Source organism: Pseudarthrobacter siccitolerans (genome assembly GCF_001046895.1).
GTDB lineage: Bacteria > Actinomycetota > Actinomycetes > Actinomycetales > Micrococcaceae > Arthrobacter > Arthrobacter siccitolerans.
Genome location: NZ_CAQI01000046.1, coordinates 202,418 through 219,779, shown reverse-complemented (window position 1 = coordinate 219,779; position 17,362 = coordinate 202,418). Strand labels below are relative to the sequence as shown.

The window sequence follows — 17,362 nt, the reverse complement described above, 5'->3', positions numbered from 1 at the left end:
AAACCGGCAACGGCCCACCGCGCCCTCACCGGACGGCGGGAGCCGCTGGAACGGATCTGCAACATAGTCAGGAACGGCACCAGCCACGCGGTATTCCTCATGGCCGGGCCCGGTATCGGGAAAACCTCCCTGAGTGAGGCGATCGCCGAGCGCCTGGCCGGGCAGATGAATATCCTCCAGATCCACGGCAGCTCGGCCCTGGCAGCCGTGCCTTTTGGTGTCCTCACCCCTTACACGGGAGACCTGACCGCTGAAGAGTCCGTCTCGCCGGTAGCGGTCCTGCGGTCCATGTGGACCTACTTTGAAAAGCTGAAGGCAGGCAGCGGCGCCCCGGTCCTGCTCGTGGTGGATGACGCGCACCACCTGGACGAGGCCTCCGCCGGCGTCCTGGCGGACCTCATCTCTGCCGGCTGGGCTACGGTGGTGGCCGCTGCCAGGCCGCGGCCCGGGCTCCCGCAGCCGCTGGACCAGCTTTGGTACGACGGCCTGGCGGAGCGGGTGGATCTCCGGCCGCTGAACCGGGAACAGATTGAAGAGGTACTGGCCCACGTCCTGGACGGGACTGTCCCGCCCGCCACGGTCGACTCCGTCTGGCACGCGTCCGGCGGCAATCCGCGGCTCCTGGACGCACTGCTGCACGATGCCGCCGAATCCGGTGTCCTGGCAAAGCGCAACGGCATCTGGGTACTGCTCGGCCCCCTGCCGGCTGACGGACCGCAGCTCACGGCCGTGGTGACCAAGGACCATCTGCGGCGGTCGCCGGAGGAACAGGAGGCCTTGAAGCTCATCGCCCTCGCCGGTCCGGTAGGCCGGAAGGTGATTGAGGAGATCAGCGGGGCCACCGTGGTCCGGTCCCTCATTGACCAGCAGATGGTCTCCGAGAGTTCCGGTGTTCCGGCCGAACTCTCCATCTGGAACGCCCTGTTCGCCAAGGCCATCAGGAACACCCTCTCGGTGTCCCGGAGCCTTCAACTGCTGGAACGGATCCGGGCCCACCAGGACAGCACAGCCCTGCACGGGGAGGGCATGCTCCGCTCCGTCGAGTGGGCTTTTGAGGTTGGCCTGCGGATCCCTGACCACGAGATGCTGCAGGCCGCCCGCGAAGCCTTGCGCCGGTTCCGCAACGACAGTGCGCGCACTATCGCCGCCAAAGTCCGTGACCCCGAACTGATACCCCTGGCCAAAGCCGTCCAGGCCCGGGCGCTGTACAACGAGGGCATGTACGGGCAGGCCGCCAATCTTCTTGACGCCTGCTGGCGGGAACTGTCCTGTACCGCGGAGGGTCCCGCCGTCGTCCTGCTCCGTGCAGCCGCCCACCAGGCACAAGGCGCCCCGCTCAACGTCCTCGCCGAGGACATGCGGGAACACGTCCATCAAACGGTTGAGGGGGACCGGTCCGCGCATGATCATCTCCTGCGCCTCCTCCGCCTCCTGGAACTGGGCGCGGACGTGGACGCCGAAGCGCTGGCCACCGAGGTCCGGGAGATCAGGAACACTGCCTCCCCGGACGGCGGAGGCGAACCCGTGCGGACCCTGGGGGAGGCGCTCCTGGCGCACGCCCTGGCTGCTGCCGGCCGCGCTTCCGAAGGCCTGGATTCGGCGCTGCTGGCCGCTTCCGAGCTGCCCCCGCTGGAGGACAGCCTGTTCTTCTACACGGAGTTTGTGCTGGGCCGGCTGGTGGCCGATTACCTTGCCATGGGCGAATGGGAATCAGCGGAGCGTGAACTCGACAACTACGGGACCAGCCATTCGCTGGGGGCTGCCACGTTCAACGGTAGCCTCCAGGTGCTGCGCGGATACTCGCTGCTGCGGCAGGGCCGGATGGAGCGTGCGTACCAGGTGTTGCTCCCGGCCGTGGAGGCGCTCCGGTTGAACGATCCGCTGCAACTTTTCCGCCTCGGTTCCGCCTTGGGTTTTTACGTTGCCGCACGGCTGGGGGACACCGCACAGGCGCAGCGCCTGGAACAGGACTACAGCGACGCTGCCACAGGCGGCCCCGCCCACGAGCTGCTCGCCGCGGCCTACAGTGCTGCCGCCGCAGAGTACCTGTCCCGGGACGGCAAGGGCCTCGCCGCGCTGCACACGCTGGCCACCACGCCGGATGCCACCGCGAGGGCCGGAACCCTGCTCGAACTCCTGGCTATCTGCTGGGACCTGGGCGACCCCTCGGTCATCCCGATGGTGCAGACAGTCGCGCAGACTGTCGAGGGCCGTTGGGCGCAGGCCATGCTGGTCCTGGCCACCCGGTGGGAAAAAGCTGACGGGGACGCCCTGATGGAAACAGCCGCCGGCCTCGAGGAATCAGGATTCGTGAATCTGGCACGGGAAGCTTACGCCCGCGCCAGCACCCTCCTGGAGCAGGCGGGGGAACGCAGGCGCTCCCGGCAGGCCGTGGCCCTGCGCGAGAAATGCGACCACGAACTGGGTGAGAGGTTCCGGGAAGGCCGCTTCATCGCCGCGGCTCCCGCCGTCCACCTCACCCGGCGTGAACAGGACATCGTGGGCCTGGCTGTCCAGGGCCTCACGGACCGCGAAATCGCCCAGCGGCTGATGGTGTCCGTGCGGACGGTGGAGGGCCACCTGTACCGTACCTACGTCAAGCTTGGCGTGCGGAGCCGTGACGAGCTGGAGTCCGCCCTGCCCAAATAGGCCCCCTGGAGCGGCGCCCCGGTCAAGGCTTCTCGAGAGGACGGGCGCGGCCCGCCCATGCCCTTTGCCGGCACACCCGCCGGGCCTGCCCATGCCCTCTGCCGGCACAGCGGGCAGACCCGCCCGCCCGACTTTCGGAGCCTTCCGGGTATCAGCGGCCCATAGGTAGTAGCCCGCGGACGAATTCGAGTACACCCTACTCGTGTGCAGGGTGGCGCCGGAGTATTTACTTATGGAAGCAAAGCAAGCGGCACGAAAGAAGCCAAAGCAGCGAGAACAACAAGGCCTCCGTATCCAACAACTTCCGGTCCTTCGGGACCGGGCTGGACGGGGCCGGCGACGTCAGAGTCTTCTGAGACCGAGACTCTCCCCCCAGCCGTCGCCGGCCCTCCACTCCGCGGGCTGAAGCCCGGAACGACTGTGGCGGCTGCCCCTCCGGGCGGCCGCCACAGCCGTGCTGTGGGACAATTAAGTGTCATCCGTTGGCATTTCAAGGAGTTTGTTTTGGCCGTAGTATCAACGCCAGCCACACTGGAACGTGCCGTGCCGGTCATGGATGACGCCGAAGTGCAGCGCATCCGCAACGACTTCCCGGTCCTGGACCAGCAGGTCAACGGACGCCCGCTGATCTACCTGGACTCCGGAGCCACCTCGCAGAATCCGCTCAGCGTCATCGAAGCGGAGCAGGAGTTCTACGAGCAGCGCAACGCCGCGGTCCACCGCGGCGCCCACCACCTCGCAGTGGAAGCCACCGAAGCCTTCGAGGATGCCCGGCAGACCGTGGCGGACTTCGTGGGTGCCGACTATTCAGAGATCGTCTGGACTTCCAACGCCACCGAGGGCCTGAACCTCCTCAGCTACGCCCTGTCCAACGCCGGGCTGTGGGCTGCCCAGGGCAGGGGCGACGCCCGGCTCAAGGAGCTCGCCCTGAACCCGGGCGACGAAATCGTGGTGACCGAAATGGAGCACCACGCCAACCTCATACCCTGGCAGGAGCTGGCCTTCCGCACCGGGGCCACCCTGCGGTACATCCCCGTGGACGACGACGGCAGCCTCCGCATGGACCTGGCGCGGGACACTGTGAACGGCCGGACAAAGGTACTTGCTTTCACGCATGCCTCCAACGTCCTGGGCACCATCAACCCGGTCCGTGAACTCGCGGCCATCGGCCGGGAAGCCGGCGCCCTGGTGGTACTGGACGCCTGCCAGTCGGCCCCGCACATGCCGCTGGACGTCAAAGAGCTGGACGTGGACTTTGCCGTGTTCTCCGGGCACAAGATGCTTGCACCCACGGGAATCGGCGTGTTTTACGGGAAGCAGGACCTCCTGGACATCCTGCCGCCGTTCCTGACCGGCGGTTCCATGATCACCACAGTGACCATGGAGCGGGCCGACTACCTCCCGGCGCCCCAGCGCTTCGAAGCCGGAACCCAACGGATTTCGCAGGCGGTGGCGCTGGCCGCGGCCGTGAACTACCTGACGGAAACAGGGCTGGACCGGATCCACCGGTGGGAGTCTGAGCTTGGCCAGCGGATGGTCGCCGGGCTGGAGTCCATCCCGGGCATCCGGGTCCTGGGCCCGGCCGCCGGGCAGGACCGGATCGGCCTCGCCGCGTTCGACGTGGACGGGGTGCACGCCCACGACGTGGGCCAGTTCCTGGACTCCAGGGGTATCGCCGTCCGTGTTGGCCACCACTGTGCACAGCCGCTGCACCGCCGGCTCGGGCTGACAGCCACCACCAGGGCGAGCGCCTACCTGTACAACACCACTGCCGACGTGGACCAGTTCCTCGAAGCCGTGGCCGGCGTGCGCGCCTATTTCCGCGCCTAAACCCCACCGTGAAGGTAAAACCATGAGCCTCGACCAGCTGTACCAGCAGATTATCCTCGATCATTCCAAAGCCCGGCACGGCAGCGGACTGGCCGGCACCGAGGCCCCTGACGGCGCCACCACGGGCCAGTCGCACCAGCTCAATCCGGTCTGCGGCGACGAAGTGACACTGCGCCTGGCAGTCAGCGACGGAAAAGTGGCACAGGTTGCCTGGGACGGCGCGGGCTGCTCCATTTCCATGGCGTCCGCCTCCGTCCTCACCGAGCTGGCAGAGGGAATGACGGTGGCGGAACTTCACGAGGTGATTGACAGCTTCCGCGAGGTCCTGAGGTCCCGGGGCAAGATCTCCGCAGACCCGGAGCTGCTGGGCGATGCGGCAGCCTTTGAGGGAGTGGCCCGGTACGCCGCCCGGGTCAAGTGCGCCATGATTTCCTGGGTTGCCGCTGAGGACGCGCTCAACCAGGCCGCCTGACACACCCTGCCGTCAGCTGTTTAAAAGGCTGCGGCCCTCCTCCCCAGGGGAAGAGGGCCGCAGCCTTTTAAAGAGGGGGGCCTAACTGACCAGCCCCATAATTCCGATCACGGCCGTGGCTGCGCCAAGCACCATCGAGATGGTCACCAGCACCACATGCACGGTGAGGAACTTCGTGGCCTTGCCGGCGGCGTCCCGGGCACGCGGATCCTTCATGACCCGGCGCAGGAACTGCGGCCAGACCACAAGTGACCAGATGCCGGCAACAACCAGTACCAGCGCGGCAAAGACGGGCAGTTCCACGCGACTAGTGGCTTTCCAGCCAGGCCTGTGCCTGCTGGGCCTGCAGGTTCAGGGCCTTGGCAACCATCGGCTCGGCCGCGTCGGCGATCTTTCCGCCCAGGAACGGTACCGAGGACTTGACGGCGCCCTCAAGCTCCACGCGGGTGCCGCCGTCGGCAGCTACCAGCCGCTGCACGGCGGTGACGTCGACGGGGGCGCCGGCGATCTTCAGGGAGATGTTGCTCTGCCGGGAGCCGTCCGCGGCGGGGGCGTCCCAGTTCTCCACCTGCGTCACTTTCAGGTGCTCGCCCACGAACTTGCGGGCGATCTCCGGCAGGCGGGTGGTGGGCAGGGTCCGCACGGACGTGGCGCTGAACGCGCCGGCAACGTCGCCGTCGACGGTGAAGGATTCAAGGCTGCCGCCGACGAGCTGGCTGACGTGGCGCTGGAAATCCTCGTTCACCAGGACAGCTGCAACGCTGGGTACGGAGTGCGGAAGGGTGGTGGATGCGCTCAGGGCCATGGGTCCTCCTGGGACGTGGGGGTCGGATTAGGCTCCAAACATCCTACGGGGTCCGGGCGCCCGGCTCCGCATCCACCAGCTTCCGTGCTGTGCTGGTGATATTCTTGGCCATGGCCGGGAAGATCAGGCTGTGGAACGGCAGGACCGCGAGCCAGTACAGCCGCCCGCTGAGCCCCTTGGGGAAGAAGATGGCCCGCTGCCGGTAACGGCTGCCCTCCCCGTCCGGCTCGACTGACAGTTCCAGCCAGGCGCGTCCCGGGGCCCGCATTTCGGCCCGGAGCCGCAGCAGCTTCCCACGCTCGATCCGTTCCACCCGCCACCAGTCCACCACTTCACCGGTGGCCAGGGTATGCGGGTGCCTGCGTCCCCGGAGCAGTCCGGCCCCGCCCGTCAGCTTGTCCAGCCAGCCGCGCACCTGCCAGGCCAGCGGCAGGGAGTACCAGCCGTTGCGTCCGCCGATGCCCTCGATGACCGTCCAGACATGCGCCGGATCGACGTCGCCATGGAAAGTCCGTTCGTCGATGTACACCTTGTGCCCGGCCCAGTCCGGGTCACTCGGCAGGGGATCGGAGGAAGCGCCGGCGCTGGCCCACGTGGTCTCCACCTGGCCGTCGCGTTCCTTCCCCAGGGCAAGGGCGACGGCGGTGCGGTAGGCGGTCAGGCCGCCGTCGGGCTGCGCAATGTACCGGTCGATGTCCTGCTCGTTGGACACGGCGTCGTGCTGCAGCGACTGGACCAGCGGAACTGCCATGGACAGCGGGATGGGGGTGGTCAGGGCCACCCACATGCCGGCCAGCTTGGGTGCCGGAACAGGCAGGGCCAGCACCGGCCGGTAGGGCAGGCCCGCTTCCGCGGCGTATTCCTGCATCATGCCGGCGTAGGTGAGGACCTGGCGGCAGCCGACGTCGAAGGTGCGGTTAAGCGCCCCGTCCAGGGACGCCGCGGCGACGAGGTAGTACAGGACATCGCGCACCGCGATGGCCTCGATCCGGTTGCGGACCCAGCTTGGCGCCGGCATCAGCGGCAGCGTTTCGGCGAGGTGACGGATCATCTCGAAGGATGCCGAACCCGAGCCGATGACCACCCCGGCCTGGAAGACAACCGCATCCACCGGGCTGTCCAGGAATACCTGGCCCACGGCCTCCCGGGAACGCATGTGGGTGGAAAGCTCCACGCCCTTGGGATGGAGCCCGCCCAGGTAGACAATCCTGTCCACGCCGGCGGCGGCCGCGGCCCCGGCAGCAGTCCGTGCCATCGCCTGTTCCTTGGCTTCAAAACCGGCACCGGCTGCCATGGAGTGCACCAGGTAGTAGAAGACGTCCACGCCGGCCAGCGCCGCCCGGAGCGCCCCGCCGTCGTCCAGGCTGCTTTCCACCACTTCCACCTTGTCCCGCCACGGGACGCCGGCGATCTTGCCGGGGGAGCGGACCAGGACCTTGACCGTGTGCCCCTCATCCAGGAGCCTGGGCACCAGGCGGCCGCCGATGTAGCCGGTGGCGCCGGTCACCAGGACAGTTTTTCCGGACTGCCCGGTGTTGCTGGTTACGCTCATGCTGTGTCCTTTCGTCCTGTGTCGCTTGTTCCACGTCTTGCCCCGCGACTCCCATCCTGTAGGGGGTTCGGAGCCGCGGCAGCCCTGGACGGCTGCATGTCCCCGGCTGGGGGTAGGCTGGGATCACCCGGGATTCGCAGCGAATTTCGGGTTTTCGCGTTGCCTGCTTTTCGTAACACCACAGGAGCTTCTGCCATGAGCCTTCCCGGCCCGTCCACCGCCGGCACAGCCAGCACCGGTAAACCCAGCGTAGGCCCTTCGCTGGAGGGGTTGCGCCGCGCCCTCGCCGCGGACCAGACCTTCGCCCGGGTCCGTGCGGAGGCTGCCCGCGGCTTCGCCGTCCGGGGCCAGGATTACCAGATCAGTGCCCCGGCCGGGCTGCGGCCCGTGCTGCTTGCCGAGATGGCCGACGGCGTGGCTGCCGCAGTCGGGGGAGCGGATGGTGCCGGGCCGGGCGTGGTGCTTGCCGTCACCGCTACCGGCCGGGAAGCCGAGGACCTTACCGCTGCCCTTCGCGCCTACCTGCCCGCGGATGCCGTGGCCGAGTTCCCCAGCTGGGAAACGCTCCCGCACGAACGGCTTTCGCCGCGCTCGGACACGGTAGGGCGGCGGTTGTCCGTCCTGCGCCGGCTGGCGCACCCGGAAACCTCGACGGCGGGTCCCCTCCGGGTAGTGGTGGCGCCCGTCCGCGCCGTGGTCCAGCCCGTCGTTGCCGGCCTCGGCGAGCTGGTCCCCGTCACTCTGAAGGTGGGCCAGGAGAAGCCATTCACCGACGTGGTCCGCAGCCTGGCCGACGCCGCCTACGCCCGGGTGGACATGGTGACCCACCGCGGCGAGTTCGCCGTCCGCGGTGGCATCATCGACGTTTTCCCGCCCACTGAAGACCATCCCATCCGGGTGGAATTCTTCGGTGACGAAGTGGATCAGATGCGCTGGTTCGCCGTGGCAGACCAGCGCTCGCTGTCCTCACCCGGACTGCACCACCCCACCGAACTGCACGCGCCGCCGTGCCGCGAAATCCTCATCACCCCGTCCGTGATGTCCCGCGCCGCCACGCTCAAGGCGCAGCTTCCGGCGGCAGCGGACATGCTCGAGAAAATCGCCGGCGGCATCACCGTGGAAGGCATGGAGTCCCTGGCGCCGGTGCTGGTGGACGCCATGGTCCCGTTTGTGGAGCAGCTGCCCGCCGGTTCCATCTCCGTTGTCATCGAACCGGAGAAGGTCCGCACCCGCGCCCACGACCTCGCCGCAACCAATGAGGAATTCCTGGAAGCGGCCTGGTCCACGGCGTCCGACGGCGGGACCGCGCCGCTGGACCTCAGCTCGCAGGCAAGCGCTGCCCTCCACTCCGCCAGCTTCCGGTCACTGACGGAAACCCGCACCTCCTCCCTGGAGCATGGTGTCTCCTGGTGGTCCATCACGTCGCTGGCCCAGGACGAGGAACTGCTGCCCGAGATCGACGTCCTGAACCTGCACGCCCGCGAGCCGCGCGGCTACCAGGGCGACGTCGCGGAAATGATGGATTTCATCGGGTCCCATGTGCGCGACCAGTGGCGGATCGTGGTGGCCACCGAGGGCCCCGGCCCCGCCCAGCGCCTGGCCGAATTGTTCCACGACGCGGACATCCCCTGCGCCAGGGTGGACAGCCTGGACCACGAACCCCAGCCGGGCATCATCGAGGTGACCACTGCCGCCGTCGGACGCGGTTTTGTCCTGGACGGGCTGAAGCTCGGCCTGCTCACCGAAGCCGACCTGTTGGGCCGGACCTCCGCCGGATCCACCAAGGATATGCGGCGCATGCCCTCCAAGCGGCGTAATGCCGTGGACCCGTTGCAATTGGTGGCAGGTGACCATGTGGTGCACGAACAGCACGGCATCGGGAAGTTCGTGGAACTGATCCAGCGCAAGGTTGCCGGCGGCGGTGACGGAGTTCGCGAGTACCTGGTCCTGGAATACGCGCCGTCCAAGCGCGGCGCCCCGGGGGACCGGCTGTTTGTCCCCACGGACCAGCTGGACCAGGTGACGCGCTACGTCGGTGGCGATACCCCGGTGCTCAGCAAGATGGGCGGCGCGGACTGGGCCAGCACCAAGTCCAAGGCCCGGAAGGCGGTCAAGGAGATCGCGGGCGAGCTGATCCGGCTGTATTCGGCCCGGATGGCCTCCCGCGGGCACGCCTTCGCCCCGGATACCCCCTGGCAGCGCGAGCTCGAGGAAGCCTTCCCCTACGTGGAGACGCCGGACCAGCTGACCACTATCAACGAGGTCAAGGCGGACATGGAACGCGAGATCCCCATGGACCGGCTGGTGTCCGGCGACGTGGGCTACGGCAAGACCGAGATCGCCGTGCGCGCCGCATTCAAGGCGGTCCAGGACGGCAAGCAGGTGGCAGTGCTGGTGCCCACCACCCTGCTCGCCCAGCAGCACTACGAAACGTTCACCGAGCGCTTCTCCGGATTCCCGCTGCGGGTCAAGGCCCTGTCCCGGTTCCAGGGGACAAAGGAAACCAAGGAGACGGTGGAAGGCGTCAAGAGCGGTTCCGTGGACGTGGTGATCGGCACCCACCGGCTGCTGTCCAAGGACTTCGAGTTCAAGGATTTGGGCCTGGTGATCGTGGATGAGGAGCAGCGCTTCGGCGTCGAGCACAAAGAAGCGCTGAAGAAGATGCGCACCAACGTGGACGTGCTGGCCATGAGCGCCACTCCGATTCCCCGCACCCTGGAGATGTCCCTCACCGGAATCAGGGAAACGTCCACCTTGGCCACTCCGCCGGAGGAACGGCACCCGGTCCTGACCTACGTCGGGCCCTATACCGACAAGCAGACCTCCGCCGCCATCCGGCGTGAGCTGATGCGCGAAGGCCAGGTGTTCCTGGTCCACAACCGGGTATCCACCATCGAACGCACCGCTGCCAAGATCCGTGAGCTCGTCCCGGAAGCACGGGTGGAGGTGGCCCACGGGCAGATGTCCGAAAGCCGCCTGGAGCAGATCATCGTGGACTTCTGGGAAAAGCGGTTCGACGTGCTGGTGTGCACCACCATCATCGAAACCGGCCTTGACATCTCCAACGCCAACACCCTGATCGTGGACGGCGCGGACAAGTACGGCCTGTCCCAGCTTCACCAGCTCCGCGGGCGCGTGGGCCGCGGCCGTGAGCGTGCCTACGCCTACTTCCTCTACCCGTCGGAGAAACCGCTGGGCGAAGTGGCGCTGGAGCGGCTCAAGGCGGTGGCAACGCACAACGAGCTGGGTGCCGGTATGCAGCTGGCCATGAAGGACCTCGAAATCCGTGGCGCCGGCAACCTACTGGGCGGCGAACAGTCCGGGCACATCCAGGGTGTGGGCTTCGACCTTTACATCCGCCTGGTGGGCGAGGCTGTGGCCGACTTCCGCGGCGAGGCCGAGGAGAAGGCCGCCGAGATGAAGATCGAACTGCCGGTCAACGCGCACCTTCCGCACGACTACGTGCCGGGGGAGCGGCTCCGGCTGGAGGCCTACCGCAAGCTGGCGGCAGCCCTCACCAATGAGGCCATTGACGAAGTCCTGGCCGAGCTGGTGGACCGGTACGGTGAGCCCCCGCTGCCCGCCCAGAACCTGGTGGCAGTGGCCCGCTTCCGGGTGGGCGCCAGGGAAGCCGGCCTGTCCGACGTCGCGCTGCAGGGCAACTTCATCAAGTTCTCGCCGGCCACTCTTCCCGAGTCCAAGGTGATGCGCCTGAACCGGATGTATCCGGGCTCCCAGTCCAAGCCCGCCCTCGACGCCGTGCTGATCCCCAAACCGAAAACGGCGAAGATCGGCGGCCGTGACCTGCAGGATGCGGAAATCCTGGAATGGGCCAACGGCGTCATCCGCAATATCTTCTCCGACGCACCGCTGGCGGTGGGTTAGGACTTGATGGGAGGACATCACGCCGCGGCCGGAGCCGCGGCGTGGGTAGCTATTGCCTCAACGGGGCCGTACACCCTTGGCTGGTATCCGCTGGACGCCACCGGGATCCTGATCGGCGGGATGGCGACGGCGGGTACTGCCCTGGTCTGCGACTGGGACCACCGGCACAGTACGGTGGCGAATTCCCTGCCGCCGTTGTCCAATGTGATCGCCGTCGGGATTGAGAATGCGAGCGGCGGGCACCGGCAGGGCACGCACTCCGTCCTTGGAGCTGCCTTCTTTGTGCTGCTGGCCACGTTGGCCGGCCAGATCCAAGTGCAGACCCAGTGGGGCCTGCTGTCCGTGGGGGCCGGACTGCTGTGCATGTTTATGATCAACATCGCGGCCAAAGCGCTGAAGCTGTTCCCGAAGGCGGGGTTCATCAGCAACTGGATCTTCGCACTGACCATGGCCGGGCTTGTCACCTGGTTCGCGCCGGACCAGTGGACCTGGCTGCCCGTCTCAATGCTGACGGGCGTGGTGGTCCACATTGTGGGGGACCTCATCACCACAAACGGCGTGCCCCTGCTGTGGCCCCTGGTGATCCGGCCGCCCAAAGCGCTGCGCCGGCTGCCGCTGCTGCGCCAGGTATGGCGGCCCAACGGCGCACTGTCCCTGCCGTTGCTCGGCCGGGCGGGGTCTAAACGCGAATGGCTGCTGCTCATTCCCGTGAGCGCCTATGCGATGGTGGGGTTGTGCGTGGCCGGCTGGGCACTGGCCAGGAGCCACTGGACCAGTGTGGCGGCCGCAGCCGAAGCCTGGACCCGCATCTGGTTCTAATGCCTTTTTCAGAAGCCAACTGCACATAATCCCGCTGAATTCCGGGGTTTGTGCAGACAAGTTTTGATCAGTGCCTGGCCGGTACTCCTGCGCAAGAGCCCGTTTGCTCAGCACTCCTGTTCACAATCCGCGACACCGATTTCTCTCAAAACCCTGGGGTTTCGAAACTCTGGTCCCCTGGGCCACCGTTACGTCCGTTTCCAGGCGCTCAAGGGGTCCAGGGGGAGCGGGAGTGGCGGCGGGAGAACTCATCGGAGAGCAGTAGCTCCAGGAACGCGGCGTGGCCCATCTGCTCTGCCTGGCCATCACGAGACGCTCGGCAGGGTGTCCTTGAGCCCGGAGCTTCAGGTCTTGGATACGATGTCAAAGGCTCGACCGTCGAGGACCTTGAATCTAAGTGGCCGCGCTTGGGGACTAGTAGACATCGTATTCAAACACCATGTACCATCGGCCTAGTTCCTGTATGCGGGGTCGATGGATCGTCCTCCCCTTGGGCCTCGTTGAATTCGAAGCCAATCCTACGAAGATCGATGAAGATCGAAGGAGAATGCTGTGCGTAGATCAAAGAACGGCAAAGCAATACGCGGATCCATAGTTGTCGGCTGCGGACTGCTGATGCTGACCGCATGCTCGTCTGGGGGCGCCGGTTCGGCGGTTGCACCCGACTCGACCTCGGGTCCGAGTACTGAAGTGGGCAAGATTATGAGCGAAGCCGAGTGGGCCGAGGTCGTGGAAGCCGCAAACAAGGAGGGCGAGGTGGTCGTATACGGAACGATGAATGCGGCTCTGACGACGTTGCTGCCCCAAGAGTTCGAAAAAGCCTATCCCGAAATCGACGTCACTTATGTACGTCTGAGTCCAGCTGATGTCGAGGCGCGTCTAGGTGCTGAGATCGCTTCTGGAAACGTTGTGGCAGACGCGGTCGACAACCTGCAGAACATAGTGGTGGACGGCTTCGCGGATAAGGGCGCACTATTGCCACTGAATGTTCCGGCAGTGGGTGTCCCTGAGTTTGACCGTCCCGTCAATCAGCGAACACCCTTCTCGGCTTACATTGGAACGGTTCCGTATGGGTGGGCCTGGAACACCAACCTGCTTCCGGAGGGCATCACATCCTGGGAGGACTATCTGGAACTCGACCCGTCACTGGTGGGCGCAACGGACCCTTCCATTGGACCGGCGGTGGCGAGTCTGTACATGGCAACAGAGGACTTAGCGGGTGAGGGTTTCCTCGACAAGCTCTTGGCTGGTGCGAATCCGAAAATCTACCCCGGCTCAAACCCAGCGGTGACCTCCTTGGCTGCGGGCGAGATTGCGGCGGTGCTGCCCGTTCCTGTGGCGAACGTGATTACAGCCCAACAAGGCGGTTCGCCCATTGATTTCACGCTCTACGAAGGCTCCTACACCATTCCCACCGAGTTGGCGGTGCTGGACGGCCCTCACCCTAACGCCGCACGGGTCTGGGCCAACTGGTTCCTGTCCGAGGAAGGCCAGAAGGTGGTGGGTCAGGGAGGGCAATTGCCAATCCTGCCGGTACCGACGCTGTACGACACAGAGGGAATTGAGCTGGTCCGGGATAAGCCGCTGCCACAGGACGAATTCGTTGCGTTCCAGCGGCGATGGGCCGAACTCGTGGCCGGGTAACTAGAGGAACCAAGAGTCAACGGCAGTCACTCGGACAGGAAATAAGACTATGGCTAACTTAAAGATTCAGGGTCTGCGTAAGGAGTTCGTCGGTCGCCGCGACCCAGTTGTGGCGGTCAACGACCTGACATTCGAGATTGAAGACGGCGAGATGTTGGTCTTGCTCGGATCGAGCGGATGCGGCAAGACGACCACGCTCCGTATGGTAGCCGGCCTGGAGCGGGCATCTGCTGGCCGGATCAGTATCGGCGACAACGTGGTCTGCGACACCTCGCAAAGGCTCGACCTCAGCCCTAATCGGCGCGACGTGGGGATGGTCTTTCAATCGTTCGCGTTATGGCCCCACTTGACGGTCCGCCGGAACATCGGTTACCCGCTCAAGGCACGCAAATTGAAGCAAGGCTTTCGGGAGGGTTGGATTGATGAGGCGGCCCGCGTCGTTGAGTGTTCCGACCTACTGGACCGGTATCCGGCCCAACTGAGTGGAGGCCAGCAACAGCGCGTGGCCGTGGCACGAGCCCTCGTTGCACGGCCATCGCTGTTGTTATTCGACGAACCCCTATCGAACCTCGATGCCAGATTGCGCGACTCGCTGCGCAATGAAATTCACCAGTTGCACCAGCGTGTCGGATTCACGGGGCTGTATGTCACCCATGACCAGGCTGAGGCATTTGCGCTGGGTGATCGCATGGCGATCATGAATGCAGGCCGGATTGAGCAGATGGATCGCCCGCGCGAAGTTTATGAGAATCCGGCCACAGAATTTGTCGCGTCCTTCATTGGAATGGGAAACTGCATCCCCTTGCGCAGAACGCCTTCGGGGTGGGCCAGCGACTCCGGGCAGCTCGTAGGTAAGGTCCCAGACGTGACTGTGGCGACGGCGAACCTGCGGGTGCGACAAGAGGCAGTCCGGGTCGGGGCAGTCGAGTCACTAAGTCCTGGAGAGATGGGCATCACGGGTGGCACCATCATCGACGTGGAATATGGCGGGGCTGTGGTAGACGTCATCGTTGAACTCCGCGACGCTCAAACGGTCTCCTGCCGTATTCCGCTTACGGGTGAGGGCGACCACCGCTACGATATCGGCGCAGAGACGACGGTGATCTTCTCGGCTAAGGATGCCAGGCTGTTTCCGACAAGTGGGGCCCCTGCACCAGCATCGACCCAGGCGGACGGCAGCCACCTCGCGCTGGAGCCAGCAGACAAAGCGAGCAGGTGACGCAGGGATGAACTCGCTGATGCAAGACCACGGAGTGGACGAGTCCGACACCGGAAGCGTTTCACCACAGGGCCGCGCAGGGCAGAAGCCACCTCGACGCTTTCGAGCACGTCATGCCTGGACTATAGGTCTGGTGCTGTTCGTCCTGTTCGTCGGGGCGCTTGTCGTACGGCCGATTTATTTCATCGTCGATCGATCATTTCTGAATGATGGCTACCAAACCGCCTTCGGAGATCCGTTTATTTGGCAGGCGATTTGGACAACGCTCGTGCTCACCGTCGCGTCCGTTGCCCTTGCGCTCGTCCTGGGTACCGCGCTGGCGTGGTTCGCCCTGCGCCTTCCGCCACGGCTTCGCTGGATGTCAACACTGCCGGTGTTGTCCATACTCCTGCCTTCGGTTGCAAGCATCACGGGGTGGATCTTTCTCTTCTCTCCACGGGTTGGCTTTGCCAACACGCTGCTCCGCGAATTGCCTTGGTGGTCGGACCTGTCTGCCGGACCGATCGATGTGTACACCACGCCGTGGATCATCCTGTCGACGGGCCTCCAGATTGCGGCCTTTGTTTACCTCTTCATGAGCGCAGGCTTCCAGGGCATCAACGCTGACTTGATTGAGGCGGCCGAGGTCTCCGGATCGTCCAAAGCCGAAGTTTTCTTTCGGGTCACTCTGCCACTCGTTCGCCCCGCCTTCGTCTACGCAACGGCGACATCGATCCTTTTGGCTTTGGGCCAGTTCACCGCACCGCTCTTGCTCGGACGAAACCTCAGTATCGAGGTCATCACAACCCGTATTTTCCGATATTTGAACTCGGTTCCCGTCGACTTCAATGCGGCGGCGGCACTGGGCGCTCCGTTGGTCGTTATTGGCATATTGATTGTTTTCGGCCAGCGCGCGCTGCTTGGCAATCAGAGCAGGTTCGTAACACACGGGGGCAAGGGGTTCAGACCCGTGGGACGCTCCTCATTGGCCGGCGCATTCTGGATCGGCGCTTACACTCTCTTCACCGCCATATTGCCGCTGGCGGCCATCACCATCGTCGCGCTTTCACCACGATGGTCGGCCGAGATCGTGCCGTCCAGTTACACTCTGGAACATTTCGCCGATGCTTTGGCTACGCCAGCCATTCTCGATTCTGTGCAAAACAGTCTCGTATACTCGTTGGTCGCAATCCTGATTGCCACTCCAATCGGCTTCTTGTGTTCGGCGGTGCTGGTGTACGGGCGCCGTTTTAGACCTATTCAAGCCATCTTGGACATATTCGTTGCAATGCCCTTGGGCATACCAGGGACTATATTCGGTCTGGGCTTCCTTCTGGCCTACAGTTCTGCTCCGCTCAACCTATACGGCACGCCCTGGGTGGTCATCGCTGTCTACGTCACGCTAATGATCCCATTCGCGACCCGACTGCAAACCTCTGCCATGCTTTCGCTCGGTATGCAATACATCGAGGCGTCTCAGGTGGCCGGTGCGAGCATTGGGCGAACGACGTTCCACGTTCTGGTCCCGCTCATGCGCACAGCCTTCGGTGGAGCCGCAGCACTGATGTTCCTCCTGCTGAGCCACGAATTTGCCGCATCGATGCTCGTGCGGTCACCAAAAACCCAGGTGATGGGAACTCAGCTGTACGACGAGCTGGAATTCGGGTCATATTCGAGAGTTGCCGTCATCGCGGTGATCATGACCGTTGTCTCGTTGGTGGGCCTGGCATTTGCCTTCCTCCTAGGGGGCAAGGGTGCGCTAAAGCGGCTTTGAGTCGAGTAACCGGCCTCAGACGAAGCGCCTGTCAATGGCCATTGGATTCTGCCCACGGGCGGCCAGTTGATGTGCCCGCGGGTGGCCAGTAAAACTGCCCGGTGATGGCCAACAGATCTGCCCACGGAGTGGTTCGGTGAGGTTGGCCATCGTTGGGTTGGTCAGTTCAGTCTGTTGCTCCATTTCCTGCGAGGGCCTGGGTGAGGCGGACGGAATCGCCGCTGGTCTGGCAGACGTGGGCGTGGTGCAGCGGCCGGTCGACGGTCGCCGCGGCGCGGTTCCAGGCCTATGTCGTCGATGACCACGAGTTCGGCGCGGAGGATCCGGGCCGGCGGCTTCTTCGGTGGAGAGGGCCGGCCAAACACCTGCGCCATATGCAAGAGACCCCCTGGACATCGTCCAGGGGGTCTCTTGCATGAGGGATTAGTGCTCGCCGGCGGAGTCCGAGCGGCCCAGGATGGTCTGCGGGATCCAGTACGCCAGGGCGAACAGCGCCAGGCAAACAGCCATGGGCCACGGGTTGCCGAGCGTAAGGAAGGACAGCGAATAAATTGCGCCGAGGAACAGGGCCATGCAGACCACAAAGAGGATGATGCTTGTGCCGAGCTTGTTCTCGTTCTGGGGGGTCCGGAGTTCCCCTTCGTGAGACGCCGTGCCCTGGCTGGAAGCCGTGATCTTGCTGGACATTCATTCCTCCTTGGCCGCGGGGGCCTCAATCTGTGGCGGCTCCGGTT

Annotated in this window: 12 protein-coding genes; 8 read left to right on the top strand and 4 right to left on the bottom strand. The window is 65.1% G+C overall.

All coding sequences use genetic code 11. The annotated features are described in order from the left end of the window. Positions 1-45 precede the first annotated feature (45 nt). The 3 genes from ARTSIC4J27_RS14210 to sufU all read left to right on the top strand — a co-directional run bounded on the left by ARTSIC4J27_RS14210 (position 46) and on the right by sufU (position 4,951). Positions 46-2,649, top strand: a complete 2,604-nt coding sequence (locus ARTSIC4J27_RS14210; protein WP_407681135.1) for a helix-turn-helix transcriptional regulator — start codon at positions 46-48, stop codon at positions 2,647-2,649. A gap of 504 nt (positions 2,650-3,153) precedes the next feature. Next, positions 3,154-4,479 (top strand): cysteine desulfurase, encoded by a 1,326-nt coding sequence (locus ARTSIC4J27_RS14205; protein ID WP_050055839.1) that lies wholly within the window; start codon positions 3,154-3,156, stop codon positions 4,477-4,479. A gap of 22 nt (positions 4,480-4,501) precedes the next feature. Next, positions 4,502-4,951 carry a Fe-S cluster assembly sulfur transfer protein SufU gene (gene sufU, locus ARTSIC4J27_RS14200; RefSeq protein ID WP_050055838.1) on the top strand — a complete coding sequence of 150 codons (450 nt, stop codon included), beginning with the start codon at positions 4,502-4,504 and terminating at the stop codon, positions 4,949-4,951. Positions 4,952-5,032: 81 nt separating this feature from the next. On the opposite strand, the gene ARTSIC4J27_RS14195 is transcribed toward sufU, so the two are convergent. Genes ARTSIC4J27_RS14195 through ARTSIC4J27_RS14185 form a run of 3 tightly spaced genes read right to left on the bottom strand, consistent with a single transcriptional unit; the run spans position 5,033 to position 7,308 of the window. After that, the gene (locus tag ARTSIC4J27_RS14195) at positions 5,033-5,254 is read right to left on the bottom strand and encodes an SCO4848 family membrane protein (protein ID WP_050055837.1); all 222 of its coding nucleotides are present in this window, start codon (positions 5,252-5,254) and stop codon (positions 5,033-5,035) included. Positions 5,255-5,258: 4 nt separating this feature from the next. Then, positions 5,259-5,756, bottom strand: a complete 498-nt coding sequence (locus tag ARTSIC4J27_RS14190; RefSeq protein WP_050055836.1) for a DUF2505 domain-containing protein — start codon at positions 5,754-5,756, stop codon at positions 5,259-5,261. A 43-nt stretch (positions 5,757-5,799) separates the two neighbouring features. Then, positions 5,800-7,308: an SDR family oxidoreductase gene (locus ARTSIC4J27_RS14185; RefSeq protein WP_050055835.1), complete on the bottom strand. Its 1,509-nt coding sequence runs from the start codon at positions 7,306-7,308 to the stop codon at positions 5,800-5,802. 195 nt (positions 7,309-7,503) lie between these two features. Here ARTSIC4J27_RS14185 and mfd point away from each other — a divergent pair, with 195 nt between their 5' ends. The 5 genes from mfd to ARTSIC4J27_RS14160 all read left to right on the top strand — a co-directional run bounded on the left by mfd (position 7,504) and on the right by ARTSIC4J27_RS14160 (position 16,628). After that, positions 7,504-11,193: a transcription-repair coupling factor gene (gene mfd, locus ARTSIC4J27_RS14180; protein ID WP_200900834.1), complete on the top strand. Its 3,690-nt coding sequence runs from the start codon at positions 7,504-7,506 to the stop codon at positions 11,191-11,193. A gap of 6 nt (positions 11,194-11,199) precedes the next feature. After that, entirely contained in the window at positions 11,200-12,012 is an 813-nt protein-coding gene (locus ARTSIC4J27_RS14175) for a metal-dependent hydrolase (protein ID WP_050055834.1), read from the top strand. A 702-nt stretch (positions 12,013-12,714) separates the two neighbouring features. Beyond that, complete coding sequence (locus tag ARTSIC4J27_RS14170; protein ID WP_050055833.1) at positions 12,715-13,656, top strand: ABC transporter substrate-binding protein; 942 nt, start codon at positions 12,715-12,717, stop codon at positions 13,654-13,656. 49 nt (positions 13,657-13,705) lie between these two features. Continuing rightward, positions 13,706-14,875 (top strand): ABC transporter ATP-binding protein, encoded by a 1,170-nt coding sequence (locus tag ARTSIC4J27_RS14165; RefSeq protein WP_083435467.1) that lies wholly within the window; start codon positions 13,706-13,708, stop codon positions 14,873-14,875. A 7-nt stretch (positions 14,876-14,882) separates the two neighbouring features. Then, entirely contained in the window at positions 14,883-16,628 is a 1,746-nt protein-coding gene (locus ARTSIC4J27_RS14160; RefSeq protein WP_161799578.1) for an ABC transporter permease, read from the top strand. Positions 16,629-17,051: 423 nt separating this feature from the next. Here the strand turns inward: ARTSIC4J27_RS14160 and ARTSIC4J27_RS14155 are convergent, their stop codons facing one another. Continuing rightward, positions 17,052-17,315 carry a hypothetical protein gene (locus tag ARTSIC4J27_RS14155; protein ID WP_050055831.1) on the bottom strand — a complete coding sequence of 88 codons (264 nt, stop codon included), beginning with the start codon at positions 17,313-17,315 and terminating at the stop codon, positions 17,052-17,054. Positions 17,316-17,362: the final 47 nt, after the last annotated feature.